Below are 21,232 nucleotides of genomic sequence, written 5' to 3'. Positions count from 1 at the left end.
TAGAGTCGGGAGCACGCGAGCGCAGGGACGGTGGTCATGACGTCGATGGGAACCCCGCAGGGGCGGCTCGCACACGCCTCGCTGCACGACGACGGCTATCCGCGCCCGATACTGCGCCGGGCAGACTGGATGTCTCTCGACGGTCTGGCCGGCTTCGCCTACGATGACGCGAATCTGGGGATCGCCCAGCAGTGGTGGCTCGACCAGGAGCCCTTCGAACGCACCATCGTGCTGCCCTTTCCCCCCGAGTCGCCGGCCTCGGGCATCGGCGAGGACTCGGTGCATCCGCTTGTCTGGTACCGCATCGAGGTGAGCGACTGCCAGCTCGCCGCCTGCGGGCACCGTCCGGGCCGGCGGCTGCTGCTCCACTTCGGGGCCGTGGACCATCGGGCCACGGTGTGGGTCGACGGTGTGCGGGTGGGCGACCACGAGGGAGGCCAGAGCGCCTTCAGCTTCGACATCACCGATGCGCTGGCTCCCCCCAGCCGAGAGTCATCCTCCGGTCCGGCAGCCTCGCAGGGCGGCTCGCACCCCCCGGCGGCGAGCCATGTCATCGTGGTGCGGGCCTTCGACGACCCCTACGACCGCTCACAGCCCCGCGGCAAGCAGACCTGGCGCGACCAGCCGGAGTCCATCTGGTACGAGCGCTGCACCGGGATCTGGCGGCCGGTGTGGCTGGAGTCGGTCCCCCCCGCTGTATGTGACCCGGCTCGTGTGGACAGCGAGCGCCCGCGAGGCCACCGCGAGAGCCGGTATCGAGCTGTCCGGGGCCCCCGGACGGCCGGTGCCCGTCCATGTGAGGATTGACCTCGACGGGCAGACGCTCGCCGAGGTGCACACGAGCACCACCTCGCAGAGCCTGGACCTCGAGGTCCGCCTCCCCGCCGGGCGCGAGATCACCTGGGCGCCCGGCAAGCCCACCCTCCTCGACGCCCGGATCGATGTCGGGCAGGACGCGCTGGGCAGCTATCTGGGGGTGCGCGACATCGACGTGGGCCCCTCGGGGCTGTTCCTCAACGGCGCGCCGCTGCGGCTCCGCCAGGTGCTCGAGCAGTGCTACTGGCCCGACAGTCTCTACGCCGCCCCCAGCGACTCCGCCCTGCATGCCGAGGCGGAACTGGTGAGGGCGCTCGGCTTCAATGGCATGCGCATCCACCAGCTGACCCCTGATCCGCGGCTGCTGTACTGGGCCGACCGGCTGGGCCTGCTGGTCTTCGCGGAGATCGGCGCCACCCACGAGTTCACGCCGCAGGCGTGCAGCTGGCTGCGCCAGGAGTGGGGTGCGTCGGTGCGCGCGAACGCCTCGCATCCGAGCATCATCTGCTGGGTGCCGATCAACGAGTCATGGGGCCTGCCCGAGCTGGCGCGCAGCGGCGAGCAGGTGGACTTCGCAGCCGAGCTGGCCGCGTGGACCCGCCGTATCGACCCGACCCGCCCGGTGCTGTCCAACGACGGGTGGGAGCACGCCGACTCCGACCTCATCACCATCCACGACTACACAGAACGCGCTGAGCAGCTGTCCCGACGCTATCGTCCGGGCCCGCTGAGAGATCTGCTGGGCGCACGCCGGCTCACCGCGGCCCACCGCCCGCTCGTGGTCGGCCCCGGGCAGCGCACCACCGTGCCGGTGCTGCTCGACGAATTCGGCGGGATCCGCCTCGACCTCGGCACCGACCGGCCGGGCAGCTGGGGCTACTCCCGCGCACGCACCGCTTCGGACTTCCGGCGCTCGGTGACGGCGCTGGTGCGTGCGGCAGACCAGTCGGTGACACTGAGCGGGTGGTGCTGGACCCAGCTCACCGATGTGCGCCAGGAGACCAACGGGCTGTGCGACGAGCGGCGCCATCCCAAGCTGCCCCTCGCTGTGCTGCGCGCGATCTTCGCCGGGCAGGCTGCCGGTGCCGGTTCAGATGCTCACGGAGCCGCCCATGACGACGGTGCGTGAGGGCGGGAGCCTCATGAAGCTCACGCGTCCGGTGGCATTGCGCACCAGCCAGCAGTAGAGCCTCTTGTAGGTCCCGCGCACAGTGTGGTCATCGGTGTTGACCGTGAGTATCGAGACGAAGTACATCGCCTTGTCGGGTGCGATCTCGAAGTCGTGACAGGCATCGCGGGCGTAGGCCAGATTGCGCGGCACGTCGGACGAGTCGGCGAAACCCACCCGGATCTGCACGTGCTCGATTCCGTAGCCGCTGTGCCCGAGGTCGAGCACCGAGATCCGCTGCGCATGGGGCACGTGGGCGGTGTTCTCGTGCTTGAGGCTCACGATCGCGATGTGCTCGTGCAGAACGTGGTTGAACCGCAGGTTCTCCTTGAGCGCGAGTGGCACGGTGGCCTGGTTGGCGTGCACATAGATCGCCACGCCCGGCACCCGCGTCACGCCCTTGGCGCGCACCGAGTTCACCCAGCTGTCCATAGGTCCTTCGATCACGGTACGCCGGGCAGTGAGAAGCGCGGTGCCACGGCGCCAGGCGACCATCAACTGGATGACCACCAGGGCGATTCCGCTCGGAAGCCAGCCGCCGGTCGGCAGTTTCGTGAGATTGGCCACGAAGAACAGCAATTCCAGGCTTCCGATCACCACCCCGATGCACACCACGAGCCAGGTGGGCCAGTGCCAGACCCGGACGGCGAGCAGGAGGAACAGCGAGGTGGTCAGCACGAGAGTGCCGGTCACCGCCAGCCCGTAGGCGTCGGCCAAGGCCGACGAGCTGCGGAAGGCGGCCACCAGGACGAGCACGCCGATGAACAAGGTCCAGTTCACGGTGGGCAGGTAGATCTGTCCGCCTTCCACCCGCGAGGTGTGGCGCGCCGTGAGCCGCGGCAGCATTCCGAGCCGGATGGCCTGGTAGGTCACCGAATAGGCGCCCGAGATCACCGCCTGCGAGGCGATCACTGTGGCCGCCGCAGCGAGCACGACGAGAGGGAAGCGGGCCCACAGGGGTGCGAGATGGAAGAACGGATTGCCGATCGTCCCCGGCTCGTGGAGGATCATCGCCGCCTGTCCGAGGTAATTCAATGCCAGGCAGGGGAAGACGATACCGAACCATGACAGCCGGATCGGCGTCGGGCCGAAGTGGCCCAGATCGGCGTAGAGGGCTTCCGCCCCGGTGATGGTGAGCACCACGGCACCCATCGCAAGAATGGCGATGCCAGGCTGGGACCAGAAGAAGTGCAGCGCGTAGCCGGGCCACAGGGCGACCAGGATCTCGGGATGGGCAATGATCTGCGGCAGGCCGAGAACGCCCAGGACGCCGAACCAGACGATCATGACCGGGCCGAAGGCGCGCCCCATCATGCCGGTGCCGAAGCGCTGGAAGGCGAACAGCAGGCACAGCACGACGAGGGAGAGCGGCACGACAAGCTCCCGGGCGGATGGATCGACCGTTGTCAGTCCCTCGAAGGCCGACATCACCGAGATCGCTGGGGTGATCACGGAGTCGCCGTAGAACAGACCCGCACCAATCATGCCGAGCATGGTGACCACGGCAATGAGCCGGGGAACGGTCAGTTTGTGGCGCAGCAGTGCGGTGAGGGCCAGGATGCCGCCCTCTCCCTCATTGTCGGCGCGCATGACGAGCGCCACGTACTTGACGGAGACGATGAGCGTGATGGACCAGAAGACCATGGAGACGACCCCCAGCACGTTCTCGCGGGTGGGTGTCACCACCCCATGGCCGACGGCGAAGACAGTTTGCATGGCGTACAGGGGGCTCGTGCCGATGTCGCCGAAGACCACGCCCAATGCCCCCAGCGAGAGCGCGAGGAGCCGTGTGCGGGATGGGGCCGGATCGGAACTGGGGCCGGGATGTGAGGCAGTGCGACGAGGTCGCGGAATAGTCACCCATAGATGGTGGCACGCTCTGCTTGACGGCCAAGCCCCGCCAGCCACCCTGCGCCCGCCGTCCGAGCCGACGCCAGGCCCCGATGTGCGGGCACACAGGGCCGGATGGGGATGGGGACATCGTGAACCCGCAGTCCCCGATTAGTCTTGGCCGCGGCACCGATCCGTGGCCCGGCGGGCGGTGGGGGAAGGCGAAGGAGAACTGATGGCGACCGTGCAGCTCACCCAGGGCAACTTCACCCAGATCGTCGATGCCGCCCCGACCGTGCTTCTCCACTTCTGGGCCCCGTGGTGCTCCTCGTGCACGGCATTCAGCCAGATCCTGGCGGCCAGCAGCGAGCGGCACGCCGACATCGTCTTCGCTACCATCAACACCGACGAGCAGCAGGGCCTGGCCGCAGCGGCCAATATCACCTCCGTGCCCACGCTCATCGTCATCAAGAACGGCAGGGCCGTCCACACCCAGCACGGGGCAGTCTCGGCGGCCGTTCTCGAGAGCATGCTGGACGAGCTGTCCAGGCTGGGCTGAGGGCCTGTCCGCCGCCGGATCGAGGGCCCTTCGAGCCCGGGCTCACGGGCCCGTGATGGGCCAGTGACGAGTTGCGGCACTAGGATCGGGGCATGCCACAGCGGATTGGGGGCACACGTGGGTCTGTTCGACCGAGTGGAGAAGAAGCTTGAAGGCGCCGTCAACGGCGTCTTCGCGCGTGCCTTCAAGGGCGACGTGCAACCCGTCGAGATTGCTGCGCGCCTGCAACGTGAACTCGACTCGGAGGCCAAGCTGCTGACGCGCGACAAGCGCCTGGTGCCCAATGACTTCCAGGTACGGCTGTCCCGCCACGACTACGACCATCTGGCGCCCTATTCGCGGCGTCTCAATGCCGAGATCGTGCCCGATCTGCGCGACCACGCGGGCGAGCGCAGCTATGTCTTCGACGGCCCGATCCACATCGTCTACGTACTCGACGAGTCGCTCACCACCGGCCATTTCGAGGTCGACTCCTCCTCGGTGGCCACCGTCGCCGAGAGCGGCGGAGCCGCCTCGTCGACGATGATCCGGCGAGCCCCCCTGGTCCTGGAGGTCAACGGGGTGCGCCACCCGCTCATGCCACCGGGTTTCATCATCGGGCGGGGAACCGAGGCAGACCTGCGGATCAACGATCCGGGTGTCTCGCGCAAGCATGCCCGCGTCAATGTGAGCGAGGACGACTACGGCGAGCTCATCATCAGCATCGACGACCTCGGCTCGACCAACGGAATCATCGTGAACGGCCAGCGGGTTTCCCATGCCGCGATCGAGGATGGCAGCCGGATCGAAATGGGCTCCACCCGAATGCTCGTCCACTCCCCCGTCGGGACCTGAGATGAGTGCGATCGTCCTCGCCACTTTGAAGGTGGCCTATCTGCTGCTCATGTGGTTGTTCGTGCTCTTCGTCGCCAGCACCATCCGCACCGATTTGTTCGGCCGTCCAGTGACTGCCGAGGACCTGGCGCTGCCGGGCGCTCGCAGGGGCCGGCGGATACGCCGCGCCGAACCGCAGCCCCCTCAGCTCACCAGGCTCGTCGTCACGGCGGGCCAGCGCCTGGGTGCCGAGGTGCCGCTCGAGGACGAGGTGACGATCGGCCGCTCGGCCGACTCGACTCTCGACATCGACGACGACTACGCCTCCAGCCGCCATGCCCGGCTGTGGCGCGATGCCGCCGGACGCTGGGTGCTGGCCGATCTGCAGTCCACCAACGGCACCTATGTCAATGGGGTGAAGATCGAAGAGCCGACCGTCGTCGGCGGCGAGGACGTTATCCGAATCGGCCGCTCCCAGCTGAAGCTGGAGCGCTGACCGTGCCGAAGTACGCGATGATCGAGCCGGAGCCGCCCGATCCGGCCCGCCCGGACCCGGCGGACGCCCAGCAGCGCCTGAGCCTGTCCAGCTGCGCGCACTCCGAGATCGGCCCGGTGCGCAAGAACAACCAGGATTCGGCCTATGTCTCCCCGACGATGGTCGTCGTTGCGGACGGTATGGGCGGTGCGGCAGCCGGCGATGTGGCCAGCACCGTGGCCATCCTCGAGTTGCGCCGCTCCGATGGCCACTTCGAGGGCGAGCACATGCTGGAGGCGATCGCCGGGGCGATGGTGCGGGCCAACGATCGGATCGCCGACCTGATCGCCCACCACCATGACCTCGACGGCATGGGCACAACGGTGTCCGGGGCGCTGTTCAGCGGGAACCAGCTGGGACTCGTGCACATCGGCGACTCACGCGGCTATCTGCTGCGCGACGGCAATCTGACCAGGCTGACCCACGACCATTCCTGGGTGCAGTCGCTCGTCGACGACGGCAAGATCACCGAGGCCGAGGCCGCCGTCCATCCGCACCGTTCGCTGCTGCTCAAGGTGCTCAACGGGCAACCCACCCATGAGCCGGACTACTCGATCGTCGATCTCGCCAAGGGCGATCGGCTGCTGTTCTGCTCCGACGGGCTGTGCGGGCTCGTCGACGACCGCCAGATCCGCCGCACGCTGCGCGGCTCTGACGCCGAGTCGGCGATGCAGTCCCTCGTGGACGCCGCCTATGCGGCCGGCGGGTACGACAACATCACGGTCATCATCTCCGACGTGGTCGAGGCCGATGCCACATTGGACGCCAAGGAGCCGATGACGCTCGGTGCCGCGGCCACTGTCACGGTGCCCAAGACCTCGTCCTCGCCGGTGGGCGCACCCGATCCCAGCCAGCCGGCCCCGGCAACGGCATCGCTCACCGCAGGCGCACCCGCCGCCGATCGGGCCGACACGAACCCACCCGAAGGACTCATCGATCCCGACGCGCACGAGGACGTGCGCTACACCCCGACGATGATCCGGTCCCGACGCCGCTGGCCTGTCGTCGTGAGCGTGGCCGGCGCCCTGGTGCTGCTCGTCGCGGGAGTGCTCGGGGCCTGGCGCTACGCCACCAGCCAGTACTACCTGGCGCCCAGCGCCGAGCGGATCGGTATCTGGCAGGGGCTGCCCGACACGATCGCCGGCAAGTCGCTGGGGCGTCTGGTCGAGCAGCGCGACACCAAGGTGAGCGATCTACCGGCGTACTACGCGCAGGAGGTCCGTTCGGCCAGTTTCAGCGCCGGCTCGCTCGACCAGGCGCGCTCGCAGGCCGACTACCTCGACCGGCTCGCGAGGGCCTGCATCCAGGCCCGCGCCGAACACCCGGCCCCAGCACCGGGTTCCCCCAGCCCCGCTGCGAGCCCAACAGCCACCGGCCCTGCCCCGCCGCTCACCTCCCCGGCGCCAGCCGCCACGACGAGCGCGTCCCTCGCTACCGGGCCCAGGAGCATCCCGATCACGGGATCGGTCAGCCCCCAGGACTGCTCATGAGTACTCACGAGACACCGATGATCGTCTACCGGCGCCGGCGCAACACAGAGCTGGCCCTCATCGCAGTGGCCGCGCTGCTCGGGGTGGGCGGATTCGTCATCACGACCATCAACCTGCACGGCGGGCTGCCGTCGAACCTCATGGTCGTGGCAGGCGGCTGGCTGGTGCTGTGCCTGGTGGCCCATATCGCAGTGCGGATCTGCACTCCATGGGCCGACCCGGTGATCCTGCCGTGCGTCCTCGCCCTCAACGGGCTCGGCCTGGCGATGATCTACCGTCTCGATCAGGACCCGCCCGTCTCGCACCTGGCGGTCGGCCAGCTCATCTGGACCACCCTTGGTGTGGCACTGTTCGTGGCCGCGCTGATCTTCGTGCGCGACTACCGCGCCCTGCAGCGCTATCCTTATGTGCTGTTCCTGGCCGGCCTCATCCTCCTGCTCCTTCCTCTCGTGCCGGGACTCGGTTCGAGCGCAAACGCGGCCAACGGCTCCCAGATCTGGCTGAACATCTTCGGGTTCAGCTTCCAGCCCTCCGAGATCGCGAAGATTGCCCTCACACTGGCCTTCGCGTCCTATCTGGCAGAGCATCGCGACGTGCTGCAGCTGGCCGGGCGCACCTTCCTTGGCGTCCGCATGCCGCGGATGCGCGATCTGCTGCCGATCCTGGTGATGTGGTTCGCTGGCGTGGCGGTCATCGTCTTCGAGAACGACCTGGGCACTGCCCTCCTGTTCTTCGGACTGTTCGTCATGATGCTCTACGTGGCCACCGGCCAGGTGCGCTGGGTGGTGATCGGCGCACTGCTGTTCGCCGTCGCGGGGGTGCTGGCCTACCAGACCGTCGGGCATGTCCAGGTGCGATTCGACGCCTGGCTGCACCCCTTCGACGACCCCGCGCAGAACGGCCAGGTCATCTCGGCACAGTACGGGATGGCCTGGGGCGGCCTGTTCGGGCGCGGCTGGGGGCTTGGCAGGCCCTCTCTGGTGCCGCTGGCCCAGAGCGATTTCATCGCCTCGTCGATCGCCGAGGAGCTGGGCCTCACCGGCCTGGTCGCGATGATCGTCGTCTACGGGGTGGTGGTGGCCCGCGGCATGCGAGCGGCCCTCACCGCCCGCGACACCTTCGGCAAGCTGCTGGCCTGCGGGCTGAGCTTCACCTTCGCGCTTCAGGTCTTCGCGATCCTCGGTGGGGTGACCCGGCTGCTGCCGCTCACCGGGCTCACGACACCGTTCGTCTCCCAGGGTGGCAGCTCACTGGTGGCGAACTGGGTGATCATCGCGATCCTCATGCAGATCTCGCACTCGGGGCGCCGACCTGTCGCCCCGGCCTCGGACCAGGATGTCTTCCTCGATCAGGCCCCGACGAGCATTGTCAGGAGGGTGGACGGATGAACAACGCGATCCGGCGCGTCTCGATCCTGGCAGCGGTGATGTTCTTCGCGCTGTTGGCCAATGTCACCTTCAACTACGCCGTGCGGAGCCCGGGACTGCTCAACGATCCTGCCAACCGGCGCGTCACCGACTCCCAGTTCAACTCCCCCCGCGGCCCGATCCTGGTGGGCAATACCGCCGTCGCCCAGAGCGTTCCGGTGCAGGGCACCCGTTTCTCCCTGGAACGGCGCTATCCCGAGGGCCAGCTCTATGCGCCTGTGACCGGCTACTTCTCCTACATCTACGGGCGCTCCGGCCTGGAGCGCACCTTCAACCAGGAGCTGTCGGGCAGCGACGATTCGCAGTTCCTCAGCCGATTGCTCAACGGCCTCAGCGGCAAGCAGACCGAGGGCGCCACCGTGCAGACCACGATCAACGCCAAGGCCCAGCAGGCCGCCTGGGCGGCCCTGGGCGGGCGCACCGGAGCAGCCATCGCCATTGACTACACCACCGGTGCGGTGCTGGCCTGGGTGAGCACTCCCAGCTATGACCCCTCCCAGCTGTCGAGCACCGACCTCAACGCCACCCAGCAGGCCTGGAAGGCGCTCACCACCGATCCGGCTCAGCCGATGCTCGACCGCGCAACCCAGGAGATCTACCCGCCCGGCTCCACCTTCAAGCTCATCACGGCCGCGGCGGCCCTGGAGAACGGCATGACGCCCGACACCATGGTCGACTCCCCGGTCACCCTGCCCTTGCCGGACTCGGACAAGAGCCTGCCCAACGCCGTGAACTGCGGCGGCACCCGTATCACGATGGACCACGCCCTGACGGTCTCCTGCAATACGGCCTTCGCCAATATCGGGATGGGATTGGGAGCCGACAAGCTGCGGGCGATGGCCGAGAAGTTCGGCTTCGACAGCTCCTTGGGAGGCGAGCTGAATCCGGCGCGCAGCACCTTCCCGTCGAATCTGACGCAGGCCTCGCTGGCCATGAGCTCGATCGGCCAGTACGACGTGGCGGCCAGCCCTCTGCAGATGGCCAGCGTGGCAGGAGCCATTGCCAACAACGGCGCACTGATGGAGCCCTTCGTGGTCAGTCAGATCCGCGACCAGAATCTGAGTGTGCTGGAGAGCCACAGCCCCACGGTGCACGCCACCCCGATCGACCAGAAGACCGCGAGCAGCCTGCAGGAGATGATGGTGCACGTCGTGCAGTCGGGCACCGGAACCGCAACCCAGATCGCCGGTGACACCATTGGCGGCAAGACGGGCACCGCCGAGAACCTGCCCGGCGCCACGGCATACTCGTGGTTCACCGGCTTCGACAAGCAGAGCCACGTGGCGGTGAGCGTTTTCCTGGCGGATCCCAACCAGCGAGGTGATGGCACCGTCAGCGGAAACGCCACCCCGGCAGCACGCACCATCTTCGAGGCCCTGCGATGAGCGAAGCAAAGACCGAAGGAGCCCACCCATGAGCCCCTCCCCAGCAGTGCTCGGTGGCCGCTACGAGCTGCAGGAGACCATCGGGCGCGGCGGCATGGCCGAGGTCTGGCGGGCTCGAGACCTGCGCCTCGATCGCGATGTGGCGGTCAAGCGGCTGCGCGCAGATCTCGCAACCGACCCCACGTTCATCTCCCGCTTCGAGCGGGAGGCCCAGTCCGCGGCAGGCTTGAACCACCCCAACATCGTCTCCGTCTACGACACGGGCAGTCAGGTCGATCCCACGACCGGCATCCTGCTGCCCTACATCGTCATGGAACTGGTCGGCGGGCGCACCCTGCGCGAGATGCTGCGGGAGGGGCGCACCATCGTCCCGGACCGGGCGCTGGTGTACACCCAGGGCGTGCTCGATGCCCTCACCTATTCCCACAAGCACGGCATCATCCACCGTGACATCAAGCCCGCGAATGTCATGATCACGCCGACCGGCCAGGTCAAGGTGATGGACTTCGGCATCGCCCGGGCCGTGGCCGACACCTCCGCCACGATGACCCAGACGGCGGCGGTGATCGGCACGGCGCAGTATCTCTCCCCGGAGCAGGCCCGCGGGGAGACCGTGGACGCACGCTCCGATATCTATTCGGCAGGGTGCCTGCTCTACGAGTTGCTCACCGGACGCCCGCCCTTCGTCGGGGACTCCCCAGTGGCGGTGGCCTACCAGCACGTGCGCGAGCAAGCGGTGCCACCGAGCCAGATCGATCCCGAGCTGACCCCCGAGATGGACGCGGTGACGATGAAGGCTCTCGCGAAGAGCCCGGCAGACCGCTACCAGGATGCCCGCGCAATGCGCGACGACATCTCGCGTCTGCTCACCGGCGGCCAGGTCACCGCGCAGATTCCGGTCGTCGTGGCGAACCGCCCCGCCGAGCTGCAATCCGAGGCCGCCACCCCACAGCGCAGCACAGGCCAACAGGTGCAGCGCAAGCCCAAGCGCCGCGTCTCAGTGCCCACCATCATCCTGCTGGCGCTCCTTGCGATCCTGCTGACCGTGATGGGAATCGCGGCATACCGGCTCAACGAGTCGAGCAAGGAGCCGAAGACGACCAGCGTGCCCGCGGTGATCGGATTCACCCAGGACCAGGCGGTGTCCACGCTGAAGAACGCCAATCTTGATTCGCAGGTGCAACAGACCACGGGCCCGGTCGACACCAAGGGCCGGGTGCTGTCCTCGAATCCCGTGGCAGATGCCACGGTCCCCGTCGGTTCCACCGTGACGATCGTCGTCAACCAGGGCCCGGCAAACGGCACCATCCCCGATGTGCGCGGAAAGACCGAGGACGAGGCGCGCGCGGCTCTCAAGGCGGCCGGCTTCTCGATCGTCACGACCCGCGATGCCAGCGAAGACCAGGAGAAGATCACCGATGTGGCCGGCACCATCGTGGCCACCGACCCGGCGGTCGGCTCGATGGTCGACCCGTCGACCCAGGTGACGCTGTACCGGGCCACGGGGCGTTCGCGAGTACCCGATGTCTCGACGAAGGGCCTGACGCAGGACCAGGCAGTGGCCGCGCTCGCCGCCGCCGGGTTCACCCAGGTGACGGTGGTCTCGGTGCCCACCAGCGAGGCGGTGGTCGGCACCGTGATCAACCAGGTCCCCAAGGCCGGGCAGCTCTACCTGCGCAGCGAGGCGGTGACCATCAGCGCCGCCGTGGAGCCCTCGGTGGTTCCCACCACGATCACGCCCACTCCTGCGTCATCACCCCCGGCGAGCCCCACCAGCCCCTCGGCGCACAGCTCGAGTCCGCGCACGCCCACCGCCACCGGCAGCCAGACACCCTGAACGATGTCAGTCACCGGGCGTAAACTCACCATCCACATGCAGGCGGGAGAATGGTCGCAGGACCGCACCGGCCCAGTGCCCTGGAGTCACCATCCACATGCAGGCGGGAGAATGAGCACGTGAGCAGCGACGACCAGACGGCCGCACCCGGAGCGAGCGATCCCCGGAGCGCGGCAGGCACGCCTGCGGATCGAACTGCTCCACTCGTGGAGAGCACCGTCCCCCTCCCCTCCCAGGTCGAGGCCGAACCCACCGTCGCCGAATTGGAGCACGGCCGCTATCAGCTGGTCGAGCGGGTCGGTGCCGGCTCGGTCGGACAGGTCTGGAGGGCACGCGACCTGACGCTGCAGCGCGAAGTGGCCATCAAGACGGTCAACCTGGCCACCAGCGCCGACCCGAGCACCGAGGCGCGCTTCCGCCGCGAGGCCGTTGCGACAGCCGGCCTCGATCACCCCAACATCGTGCAGATCTATGATTCGGGGGTCGATGGGCACACGGCCTTCCTCGTGATGGAGTTTCTCCGCGGCCCGAACCTGCAGAGCCTGGTGAACCGCGAGGGGCCGATCCCCTTCAGGGCGGCCGTCCCCCTCTTGGCGCAGGTGGCCGCCGGGCTGCGGGCCGCACACGCGATCGGCGTGACGCACCGCGATGTGAAGCCCGCCAATGTGGTGCTCGACTCCGACAGCCTGCAGGCCATCCCCAAGCTCGTCGACTTCGGGATCGCCCGGCTCAATGACCAGGGCGCCACCGCGCTGACGAGCACCATGACAGCCATCGGTTCAGCCGCCTACATGTCACCGGAGCAGGCCTCGGGCGAGCGGGTGAACTCGGCCTCGGACATGTATTCCTTCGGCTGCCTCATGACGACGGTGGTCACCGGGCACCCGCCCTTCCCCGGCGAATCGCCCATCGCAGTGGCGCGCGCCCAGGTGTACGACCGGCCCACACCGCTGCGCGAGCTGCGCGCCGACTGCCCCCTTGCGCTCGACGCCCTGGTCACCGCCCTGCTGGCGAAGAACCCCGGGGATCGTCCCGATGCGCGCACCACCGAGCAGGCGCTGCAGGCGATCGCCGCCGACCCGCAGGCCGCGCCGATGGTCCAGCTGGCGCCGGCCCCGGGCGCCGATCAGCCGACTCGCGCCCTGCCGGCCACCGACGCGACCGGCGCCCAGCCGCCCGAGGAAGCCACCGCTGCCCTGCCGGCCGGTCAGGCTCCCGGTTCCCTGGTACCGACCCCCCTGTCCGCCGAGCACGAGAGCGCCAGCTCGGGGCGCCCGCCAGGCGGGCAGCCGCCCAGAGCGGCCGGCAAGCAGGCCAGCCAGTCTGCTGCCCGGGTCCGCCGCATCGCGCTCGCCGTCGCCATCCTGCTCGTCCTGGCGCTCGCGGTGTGGATGGCGTGGGCCCAGGGGCGTCGCGAGGTGCCCCCGGCACCGTCGACGACGGTGACAGCGACCGAAACCCAGTCGTCCACCACGACGGCAACATCCACGGTCGAGAACACCACATCCACCGGCGAGCAGACCACGGCGGCATCAGACCAGCCGGTGTCCACCTCGTCCGGCTATCTGCCGCCCGCCACCACCGCCGCACCCGACACCGGCGGGGCATCGACGACGAATCCGGACGACACCCCGACTCCCCCACCGGCGGCGCCGACCACCGCCCAGGCCGCCGAGCCGACGCCTTCCGGCCCACCGGCCCGCCAGCAGGTGCCCACGCCGGCCACGCCGACGCACTCCCCCGGCACAGTGTCGGACAATTCCGGGAGCTCACCCACCAAGGACGCCGAACAGGGACCTGCCTAGGGCACCGGCCGGCCTCGCCGGTGAGTTCCCCGACGTGGGAAGGAGTAGGAAATCCCCAGTACCGCTGCGCGGCGCAGGTGGGGGCGTCGCGCCATTCGCCGGGTGGTGCGAGACGAGACGCTCGCCGTGCGCCTCCTGACGCTCGGGGCCTTCCTGCTCTACGCGGTCTATTCCCTGAGCCGTTTCCCCCAGTTCCTGCCGGCCGGCTACGACCTGGGGATCTTCGATCAGGCCGTGCGCCAGTACTCCCACTTCCAGCCGCCCTATGTGGCCCTCAAGGGCATCCGCTACAACCTGCTCGGGGATCATTTCCACCCGATCATCGCAGTGCTTGCCCCGCTGTACTGGCTGTGGGACGACCCCCGGGTTCTGCCCATCGCCCAGGCGGGGCTCGTCGCGGCGAGCATCCCCATCGTCCACGCGGTGCTCGGCGACCGATTCGAGCGCTCCACCCGCCTCCTGCTGCTGGCCGGCTACAGCTTCGCCTGGCCTGTCCAGACGATGATCGACTTCGATTTTCACGAGATCGCCTTTGCCGTCCCGCTGCTGGCTGGTGTGATCCTTGCCCTCGAGAGGCGCCGGGATGTACCCCTCGTGGTGTGCTGCCTGGTGCTGCTCGGGGTGCGCGAGGACATGGGAGCAGTGGTGGCGCTCGTCGGCCTCATCCGCCTCCTCCGGGCGCCCCGGCGATGGCTCGGTGCTGCGTTGGGCGCCGCCGGCGCCGTCGCTTTCGTGGTGGTCACCACAGTGATCGTGCCGCACTTCAACGCCCATGGCAGCTTCGCCTACTGGACCTTCCGCGAGCTGGGCCCCGATGCACCGTCGGCGGCCGCCTTCATCGTCACCCACCCCTTGCGCACCGTGGAGCTGCTGTTCGTCCCGGTGGTCAAGCTCAGCACCTGGGCATGGCTCTTCCTCCCGCTGCTCCTGCTGCCCTTCGCTTCGCGCTATACGCTCCTGGCCCTTCCGCTCCTTGCAGAGCGCTTCCTCTCCTCGCGGCCCCACCTGTGGACACCCCAATTTCACTACTCCGCACCGATCTGGGTGATCCTGTTCTGCGCGGCGATCGACGCCCTGCGGCATCTCCCGCCACAACGCCGCAGGCTCGGCGCGAAGATCCTGGCGATCACGCTCGCCGGCACGGTGCTCCTCGGGCTGGTGCTGAGCCCCACAAATCATCCGCTGGGCCGTCTGATCTACCCCGCGTGGCGGCGGACCCCCCACATCGAGGCGCAACAGCAGGCCGTCGAGGCGATTCCTCCCGACACCTGCGTGGCGGTCGATGACCGGCTCGCTCCCCGGCTCACCAAGAGCAACCGGACGACGCTGCCAGGCGTGGCCCAGCCACCCCCCGACTACGTGATCCTCGATCTCACCCACGCCGAGGTGAGTTACCAGATGGGCACACCGCAGTCCCACGAGGCGGTCTATCTGCGAGCGGGCTATCTGCCCATCGGCGGCGAGGACGGCCTGGTGATCCTGCGCCGGCCCGGAACCATCTCGGCTCGCCCGGCCTGCGCACCGACGGCTCCCTGAGCCCCGGCTCGCCGAGCCCTCACAGATCCCGGTGGGCCGGGTCGCCTGCGCGCGCCGCGAAACCACGCGGTGACGCATAGCCGGCCCGCGCATAGGCATCGGCCACGGCCTGCGCTGCGGCCTGCGTACGGTCGATCGGCACGACGGCCAGCACACAGCCGCCGAAACCTCCGCCCACCAGCCGGGCGCCCCATGCCCCGGCCGCCAGCGCGGTGTCCACGGCAAGATCGATCTGCGGCAGACTCACCTGCAGATCGTCGCGCATGGATGCGTGCGCGGCCGTCATCCCGGCTCCGACGGACCTCCAGTCACCCCGGTCGAGGGCATCGGCCATTGCCACCGCTCGCGCGTTCTCGGTCACGACATGGCGCAAGCGCCGTGCCAGCGTGGCATCGGACAACTGCTTCATCGCCGCCGGCAGGTGGTCCACGTCGATGCGCCGCAGGCAGTCCACCCCGAGGATCGCCGCGATCCGGTCGCACTCGGCGTGACGGTTGCCGAAGTGTCCCGAGGACAGTGCATGGCGGGTTGCGGTGTCGATGATGAGCACCTCGACGCCGTCGTCGTGGGGACGATACGGCGCGGGACGCAATTCCCCGCTGAGGAAGTCGATGAGCAGCGCATGGCCGCTTCGCCCTCGCAGCGCAGAGGTCTGGTCGACCCCGCCGGTGGGTGCCTGGGCGATGACGTTCTCGGCGGTCTGGCAGATCTCGGCCAGCCTGGCCCGCCCGGCATCGTCGGCGAGCAGCCCCAGACCGAACAGATCGCTCATCGCCGCCGCAACCGAGCATTCGAGGGCCGCCGAGCTCGACAGTCCGGCGCCGATGAGCAGGTCGGAGCCGACGAGGATGTCCACGCCGCGCACGTGGTGGCCGGCCTGGCGCAGCGCCCACAGCGTTCCGGCCGCGTAGCTGCCCCAGCCCCCAGGACGCAGGGCGCTCACCTCACCGAGGTGCAGGTCGACGTCTCCCTCCACTTCCAGCGAGGTGAGGCGGACGCGGTCATCGCGCCGAGGCCGGGCTGCCACATAGGTGCGCCGGTCCAGCGGCACGGGGAGACAGAAACCGCGATTGTAGTCAGTGTGCTCGCCCACGAGATTGAACCGGCCGGGGGCGGACCAGATTCCCTTCGGGGCCAGGCCGTAGTGCCGTTCGAAAGCTGCGCGGATCGTCTGGGGCCTCACCTCAGTGTCGCCGCCCGACGATCGGCCGATGGCCGATACCGACCGCTACGGCGCATCCGCTGTTCACCCCGAAAGACATGAGCACCACTCTCCCACATCGCCGCTTCCAGGGCCCACGCCGGCACTCGCACGCCTGCCACCCGGGGAGGCGGCGCGCGCCGCCTGCCACACCGGGAGGCGGCACTCAGGCAGCGGTGCTCACCACCTCCCGCAGGGAGGGAACCTTGCGCCGCAGCTGACTCTCGAGTCGCTGATGCATGGTGATCGCGGCAGCGGGGCATCCACGGCAGGCGCCGTGCATCCGCACGGTCACCACGCCGTCGCTGACGTCGACGAGCTCGATACTGCCGCCGTGCACAGTGGCGATCGCGCCCACCGGCCCATCGATGAGCTCGCAGGCACACAGCCGCAGGACATCGTCGGGGCCCAGACGGCTGGCATCGGCGCCCCCGACCCACTCATCGGTGCGCGCCAGGGCCACTACGAGGCCATGACGCACTGCGGCACCGTCGGCGCGCCAGTCGTGCCCGGGTGCCAGGGTGATGTCGATCGAGTCGGCATTCACCCTGGCTCGGCTGACCACTGTGCCGATGAGCTCACCGAGCCCCGGAGCGGTCTGCAGCGGGCCGGCGAAGGGCATCGGTATATGGCACACCACCCAGCGCAGCGTGTCCGGGTTGGCGGTGCGCTCGGGGTGCACGGAGATGACGGCGCTGTGCGGTGCACTCATGAGAACAGGCTCATGATCGTGTGCCCGATGAAACCGGCCACCCAGGCGAGCACGAACATGTACCCGAAGGCGATGGCCGGCCATTTCCAGGTGTTCGTCTCACGTCGCATCACGGCCAGCGTCGACATGCACTGCAAGGCGAAGGCGAAGAACAGCATGAGCGCCACGATGGTAGGCGCGGTGAACACCTTCTCGCCTTGGTGAGGGCCCTCGGTATAGGTCCACTGCGAGATGCTCTGGGCCACCTGCGAGTTGTCCTCCGGATCGGATGCGGCGGCCAGCTGGCCAAGCGTCGAGACCGAGACCTCGCGCGCCACCAGGGAGCCGACCAGCGCGATGTTGACACGCCAGTCGAAGCCGAGCGGTTCGAAGACCGGCTCGATGGCCTTGCCGATGTGGCCCGCGATGGAGTTCTCCATCGTGTACGAGGTGACCGCGACGCTGTCGGTGGGATCGACGCCGGCTGCCTCCAGCTCCTGAGGAGAGCGACCGGGGATGGCGGTCAGTGCCCAGATGATCACCGAGGCCGCGAGGATGATCGTGCCGGCCTTGCGCAGATAGGCCTTGGTGGGCTCCCACATGGCCAGCAGCACCGACTTCGGGCGGGGCAGCCGGTAGGGTGGCATCTCCATGTAGAAGGGCATGAGATTGCCCGAGCGATCGGTGATCTTCTTGACCACCCAGGCTGCCATCATGGCCGAGACGCCCCCGAGCAGATAGAGCAGGAACATCACGATGCCCTGTACGCTCACCGGCCCGAGCGTCGCATCGGAGGGCACGAGCATGCCGACGAGCAGCAGGTAGACCGGAAGCCGGGCCGAGCAGGTTCCCAGTGGGACTCCCAGCATCGTGGCGATCCGGTCCTTGGAGGAGGGGATCGTGCGCGTCGCCATGACGCCGGGGATAGCACAGGCGAAGCTGGAGAGCACGGCCACGAAGGCCCGCCCCTCGAGTCCGGCCTTGCTCATCACCTTGTCCATGAGGAAGGCGGCCCGCGACATGTAGCCGACCGAGTCGAGCAGCGCGAGCAGCAGGAACATCAAGACGATCTGGGGGATGAAGGTGAGCACCGTGCCCACACCGCCGAGCACGCCGTTGACGATCAGCCCGGACAGTATCGAGTTCGTGACGACCGAGCTCACCCAGTCGCCCAGCATCGCCAGCAGATTGGTGATGGCGTCCTGCAAGGGTGCGGCCCAGGTGAACAGGGCCTGGAAGAAGACGAACATCACGGCGAAGAAGATGATCGAGCCATAGACCGGGTGGAGCAGTACCTTGTCGATGCGCAGGGTGCGCTCGTCGGGCACCGGCACCTGGTATCCGGCGCTGTCGAGCACTGAATCGACCCAGCCCGCCAGCTCGTTGGGGTCCTGCGGCGGATCGATGGGGGGCACCGACCAGTTGCGCCAGTCGGCGATGAGATGACGCAGCTCCCCGATGCCGATACCGCGGTTCGCCACCACGGTGACCACCGGAATCCCGAGAGCCCGGCTGAGCGCCTGCTGGTCGATGCTGCCGCCACGACGGCGCAGCTCGTCGGCCATCGTGAGGACAACGGCAGTGGGTATCTGCTTCTGGAGAACCTCGGCGAGCAGCAGCAGGCCGCGGCGCAGGGCCGTCGAATCGGCCACCACGAGCAGCCCGTCGGGTGACTCGATACCGCGGACATTGCCTCCCAGCAGGTCGGCGACCACCTGCTCGTCCGGTGAGATCGGGGTGAGCGAGTAGCAGCCCGGAAGGTCCTCGATGTTGTAGTTGGCACCCTTGATCTGGCACATGCCATAGGTGCGTGAGACGGTGACGCCCGGATAGTTCCCGGTCTTGGCGTGCAGGCCGGTGAGACCGTTGAAGATGGACGTCTTGCCGCCGTTGGGCGAACCGATCAGGGCAATGCGCGGCTGGCGCTCGGCGAGAGCCGCGCCACCGGAACCAGACGCAATGGGCTGTGCTGTCATATCGTCTCCCGAACTCGTGATCTGCTGGCTCAGGCCGCTGACTGGTCGGCCGCGAGGTCGAGACGGCGCACGCTCACGAGACGCGCCTGCGCCTCCCGAAGGCACATCTCCGCATCACAGACCCGGAAGACCATCGGGCCGTTGAAGGGTGCCCGGCGCACGAGGCTCACCTCGCGTCCACGGGTGAAGCCCAGCAGGTGCATTCGATGACGGATGGAGGGATCACCGCCCACCTCGGTGATCACCGCGCGCTCCCCAGACCGCAGGCCGCTCAGCGCGACTACAGGCTGGCTGGTCAACTCAGCATTCGACGCCATGTCCGTTCCCTTCACCCCTCGACGGTGTCCCGGGTCAACCCGGCAAGAACACGATAACTAAGGCAAGCCTCATCTGAATCGGCGGGGTACCCCTTGGCCGGGTGGTGATCGCCGTTTTATTCCCGATCTGTGGCAATTCTCACCGCCCAGCGCGAACAACTCGGACGGGCATCCGGTGGTCGGGACGCCCCCGCGTCCTCACATCCGTAGTTCGGGTTCGTGGTTGCCGTGCGCCGCCGGCTCGAGCTGAATCGTCGAATGGGTGACTGACACGGCGAAATGGGTTGCCAGGCAGGTCTGCAAGGAGTCGAGCACCTCCAAGGCATGGCCGTCGTGGAAGCACTCGTCGCGCAGCACGACGTGCGCCGTCACCGTGGGCAGCCCGGTGGCGATGAGGGAGGCATGCAGATCCTGCACGTCCAGAACGTGCTCAGTGGCGACGAAGTGGCGCCGAACGTCGTCGAGGTCGAGCCCGGCAGGAGTGCTCTCCAACAGGATCGAGGCAGCCTCGCGGGCGAGAAGGATGGCGCGCGGCACGATGAGCGCCGCAATGAGCAGACCGGCCACGGTGTCGGCCCGCGCCCATCCGGTCAGGGCGATGACCACGGCCCCGAGGACCACCGCGAGGGAGCCCAGGGCGTCGCTCATCACCTCGAGGAAGGCCGCTGCGGTGTTGAGATTGGCCCTCCGCCCGCCGCTGAGCACGAGCGCGGAGGCAATATTGGCCAGCATCCCCAGCACGCCGAAGAACAGCAGCTGGCCGCCGCTGACCTGCGGTGGGCGCAGGAGGCGCTGGATGCCCTCGACGAGCGCCATGGCGCCGACGGCCACGAGAATGAGGCCCTGGAGCGCGGCGGCGAGCACCTCGGCCCGCGCCCAACTCCAGGTACGTCGCGCCGAGGGTGGACGGCGCGCGAGCACGGCGGCGAGCAGGGCTATGGCCAGGCCGGCGCAGTCGGTGAGCATGTGCCCGGCGTCCACCAGCAGAGCCAGGCTGCCGGTGAGCACGGATCCGAAGACCTCGGCCACCAGGACAAGCCCGGTGATGCCCAGCGCGGCCCCCAGCCTGCGCGTGCTGCCTGCAGGCGCTGGCGCACCCTCCCGGCCGTGCTCGTGCCGATGGCCCATCCCACTGTCTCCCGTCCTCACTCGCCACCTCGGGCGATCTCCTTCTCTATGATCGACCCTGTGATCTCGACGCGCGCCGGCGATGGCCGCCCCCGTCCCGAACAGGGTCGCGCGCCGCGCCGGTGGGCTGTGCGCGCACCGCAGTGTCCATGCCAGGGCTTCGCGGCAGCTGGGATCACGCACCTCGGGAAGACTGGGCGCGAAGGGGGGCAAGAGTGCGCAGATGGGTGACTCCGGTGATCTTGATCTTGCTCGTGGCCGTCTTGGCCTTCGGGCTGTGGTGGGGCTGGCGCATGCTCACCCACCCGATCGACCGCGCCCCGAACGGCTGCGTCACGACATCGGCGAGCACCCTGACCACCTCCCAGGTGCAGGTACGCGTCCTCAACTCCGGCACTGTGCGCGGACGGGCCGCCAGCCTCGCCCAGGATCTGGGCGCCAAGGGCTTCCCCGTCGTGAGCACGACCAACACGAGCACCACGGTGGACGTCACGACGATCGTGGGGGCCAGCGCCGATGACCCCGAGGTGAGACTGGTGGCCGGCTTCCTGCCCGGCGCCAAGGCGCTCGGCGATGGACGCACCAGCCACCTGGTGGACATCGTCATCAACGACTCCTTCGGCGGCATGCGCCAGGACGCTCCGACGAGCATCGCCGTGCCGGCAGGCACCATCTGCGTGCCGACCGCCGGTTCCTCCACCACCCCCTGAGCCCGCCG

The 21,232-nt window shown here is 68.6% G+C and carries 18 protein-coding genes; 12 read left to right on the top strand and 6 right to left on the bottom strand.

Annotation, left to right across the window (positions count from 1 at the left end; genetic code table 11):
• Positions 1-36: 36 nt before the first annotated feature.
• Both BMX93_RS08840 and BMX93_RS08835 read left to right on the top strand, forming a co-directional pair.
• Entirely contained in the window at positions 37-807 is a 771-nt protein-coding gene (locus BMX93_RS08840; protein ID WP_091970188.1) for a glycoside hydrolase family 2 protein, read from the top strand.
• Positions 713-1,945, top strand: a complete 1,233-nt coding sequence (locus BMX93_RS08835; protein WP_091970186.1) for a glycoside hydrolase family 2 TIM barrel-domain containing protein — start codon at positions 713-715, stop codon at positions 1,943-1,945. Before BMX93_RS08840 ends, BMX93_RS08835 begins: the two co-directional genes overlap by 95 nt.
• Here BMX93_RS08835 and BMX93_RS08830 read toward each other — a convergent pair.
• Complete coding sequence (locus tag BMX93_RS08830; protein WP_342735891.1) at positions 1,907-3,754, bottom strand: potassium transporter Kup; 1,848 nt, start codon at positions 3,752-3,754, stop codon at positions 1,907-1,909. The genes BMX93_RS08835 and BMX93_RS08830 overlap by 39 nt on opposite strands.
• Before the next feature lie 295 nt (positions 3,755-4,049).
• Here BMX93_RS08830 and BMX93_RS08825 point away from each other — a divergent pair, with 295 nt between their 5' ends.
• The 9 genes from BMX93_RS08825 to BMX93_RS08785 all read left to right on the top strand — a co-directional run bounded on the left by BMX93_RS08825 (position 4,050) and on the right by BMX93_RS08785 (position 15,201).
• Entirely contained in the window at positions 4,050-4,373 is a 324-nt protein-coding gene (locus BMX93_RS08825) for a thioredoxin family protein (RefSeq protein ID WP_091970184.1), read from the top strand.
• A gap of 117 nt (positions 4,374-4,490) precedes the next feature.
• The gene (locus BMX93_RS08820; RefSeq protein ID WP_091970183.1) at positions 4,491-5,207 is read left to right on the top strand and encodes an FHA domain-containing protein; all 717 of its coding nucleotides are present in this window, start codon (positions 4,491-4,493) and stop codon (positions 5,205-5,207) included.
• 1 nt (position 5,208) lies between these two features.
• Positions 5,209-5,682, top strand: a complete 474-nt coding sequence (locus BMX93_RS08815) for an FHA domain-containing protein FhaB/FipA (RefSeq protein WP_177170150.1) — start codon at positions 5,209-5,211, stop codon at positions 5,680-5,682.
• 2 nt (positions 5,683-5,684) lie between these two features.
• On the top strand, positions 5,685-7,211 hold the full coding sequence (locus BMX93_RS08810) for a PP2C family protein-serine/threonine phosphatase (RefSeq protein WP_091970179.1): 1,527 nt from the start codon (positions 5,685-5,687) through the stop codon (positions 7,209-7,211).
• Entirely contained in the window at positions 7,208-8,599 is a 1,392-nt protein-coding gene (locus BMX93_RS08805) for an FtsW/RodA/SpoVE family cell cycle protein (protein ID WP_218139283.1), read from the top strand. Before BMX93_RS08810 ends, BMX93_RS08805 begins: the two co-directional genes overlap by 4 nt.
• Positions 8,596-10,023, top strand: a complete 1,428-nt coding sequence (locus BMX93_RS08800) for a peptidoglycan D,D-transpeptidase FtsI family protein (protein WP_091970175.1) — start codon at positions 8,596-8,598, stop codon at positions 10,021-10,023. Before BMX93_RS08805 ends, BMX93_RS08800 begins: the two co-directional genes overlap by 4 nt.
• Before the next feature lie 28 nt (positions 10,024-10,051).
• Positions 10,052-11,860: a Stk1 family PASTA domain-containing Ser/Thr kinase gene (pknB, locus tag BMX93_RS08795; protein WP_091970173.1), complete on the top strand. Its 1,809-nt coding sequence runs from the start codon at positions 10,052-10,054 to the stop codon at positions 11,858-11,860.
• Positions 11,861-11,979: 119 nt separating this feature from the next.
• Positions 11,980-13,665, top strand: coding sequence for a serine/threonine-protein kinase (locus BMX93_RS08790; RefSeq protein WP_177170149.1), 1,686 nt, complete (start codon positions 11,980-11,982; stop codon positions 13,663-13,665).
• A 126-nt stretch (positions 13,666-13,791) separates the two neighbouring features.
• Positions 13,792-15,201 carry a DUF2079 domain-containing protein gene (locus tag BMX93_RS08785; RefSeq protein ID WP_177170148.1) on the top strand — a complete coding sequence of 470 codons (1,410 nt, stop codon included), beginning with the start codon at positions 13,792-13,794 and terminating at the stop codon, positions 15,199-15,201.
• 19 nt (positions 15,202-15,220) lie between these two features.
• On the opposite strand, the gene galK is transcribed toward BMX93_RS08785, so the two are convergent.
• The 5 genes from galK to BMX93_RS08760 all read right to left on the bottom strand — a co-directional run bounded on the left by galK (position 15,221) and on the right by BMX93_RS08760 (position 20,514).
• Positions 15,221-16,384 carry a galactokinase gene (gene galK / locus BMX93_RS08780; RefSeq protein ID WP_091970166.1) on the bottom strand — a complete coding sequence of 388 codons (1,164 nt, stop codon included), beginning with the start codon at positions 16,382-16,384 and terminating at the stop codon, positions 15,221-15,223.
• Between the two features lie 184 nt (positions 16,385-16,568).
• Positions 16,569-17,114 carry a NifU family protein gene (locus tag BMX93_RS08775; protein ID WP_091970164.1) on the bottom strand — a complete coding sequence of 182 codons (546 nt, stop codon included), beginning with the start codon at positions 17,112-17,114 and terminating at the stop codon, positions 16,569-16,571.
• Positions 17,111-18,997 (bottom strand): ferrous iron transporter B, encoded by a 1,887-nt coding sequence (feoB, locus tag BMX93_RS08770; RefSeq protein WP_177170152.1) that lies wholly within the window; start codon positions 18,995-18,997, stop codon positions 17,111-17,113. The genes BMX93_RS08775 and feoB overlap by 4 nt, the downstream gene beginning before the upstream one ends.
• A gap of 101 nt (positions 18,998-19,098) precedes the next feature.
• Entirely contained in the window at positions 19,099-19,386 is a 288-nt protein-coding gene (locus BMX93_RS08765; RefSeq protein ID WP_091970160.1) for a FeoA family protein, read from the bottom strand.
• Between the two features lie 198 nt (positions 19,387-19,584).
• Positions 19,585-20,514 carry a cation diffusion facilitator family transporter gene (locus BMX93_RS08760; protein WP_091970158.1) on the bottom strand — a complete coding sequence of 310 codons (930 nt, stop codon included), beginning with the start codon at positions 20,512-20,514 and terminating at the stop codon, positions 19,585-19,587.
• A 215-nt stretch (positions 20,515-20,729) separates the two neighbouring features.
• Here BMX93_RS08760 and BMX93_RS08755 point away from each other — a divergent pair, with 215 nt between their 5' ends.
• Positions 20,730-21,224: a LytR C-terminal domain-containing protein gene (locus tag BMX93_RS08755; RefSeq protein WP_177170147.1), complete on the top strand. Its 495-nt coding sequence runs from the start codon at positions 20,730-20,732 to the stop codon at positions 21,222-21,224.
• Positions 21,225-21,232 lie beyond the last annotated feature (8 nt).

The organism is Propionibacterium cyclohexanicum (genome assembly GCF_900111365.1).
GTDB classification, from domain to species: domain Bacteria; phylum Actinomycetota; class Actinomycetes; order Propionibacteriales; family Propionibacteriaceae; genus Propionibacterium; species Propionibacterium cyclohexanicum.
This window is presented reverse-complemented; position numbering and strand designations above follow the sequence as displayed.

Excerpts from the sequence above, each read along its gene's own strand:
- BMX93_RS08815 (WP_177170150.1), top strand. The coding sequence starts at position 5,209 with ATGAGTGCGATCGTCCTCGCCACTTTGAAGGTGGCCTATCTGCTGCTC.
- BMX93_RS08765 (WP_091970160.1), bottom strand. The coding sequence starts at position 19,386 with ATGGCGTCGAATGCTGAGTTGACCAGCCAGCCTGTAGTCGCGCTGAGC.
- pknB (WP_091970173.1), top strand. The coding sequence starts at position 10,052 with ATGAGCCCCTCCCCAGCAGTGCTCGGTGGCCGCTACGAGCTGCAGGAG.
- BMX93_RS08800 (WP_091970175.1), top strand. The coding sequence starts at position 8,596 with ATGAACAACGCGATCCGGCGCGTCTCGATCCTGGCAGCGGTGATGTTC.
- BMX93_RS08760 (WP_091970158.1), bottom strand. The coding sequence starts at position 20,514 with ATGGGCCATCGGCACGAGCACGGCCGGGAGGGTGCGCCAGCGCCTGCA.
- BMX93_RS08775 (WP_091970164.1), bottom strand. The coding sequence starts at position 17,114 with ATGAGTGCACCGCACAGCGCCGTCATCTCCGTGCACCCCGAGCGCACC.
- BMX93_RS08825 (WP_091970184.1), top strand. The coding sequence starts at position 4,050 with ATGGCGACCGTGCAGCTCACCCAGGGCAACTTCACCCAGATCGTCGAT.
- BMX93_RS08840 (WP_091970188.1), top strand. The coding sequence starts at position 37 with ATGACGTCGATGGGAACCCCGCAGGGGCGGCTCGCACACGCCTCGCTG.
- BMX93_RS08805 (WP_218139283.1), top strand. The coding sequence starts at position 7,208 with ATGAGTACTCACGAGACACCGATGATCGTCTACCGGCGCCGGCGCAAC.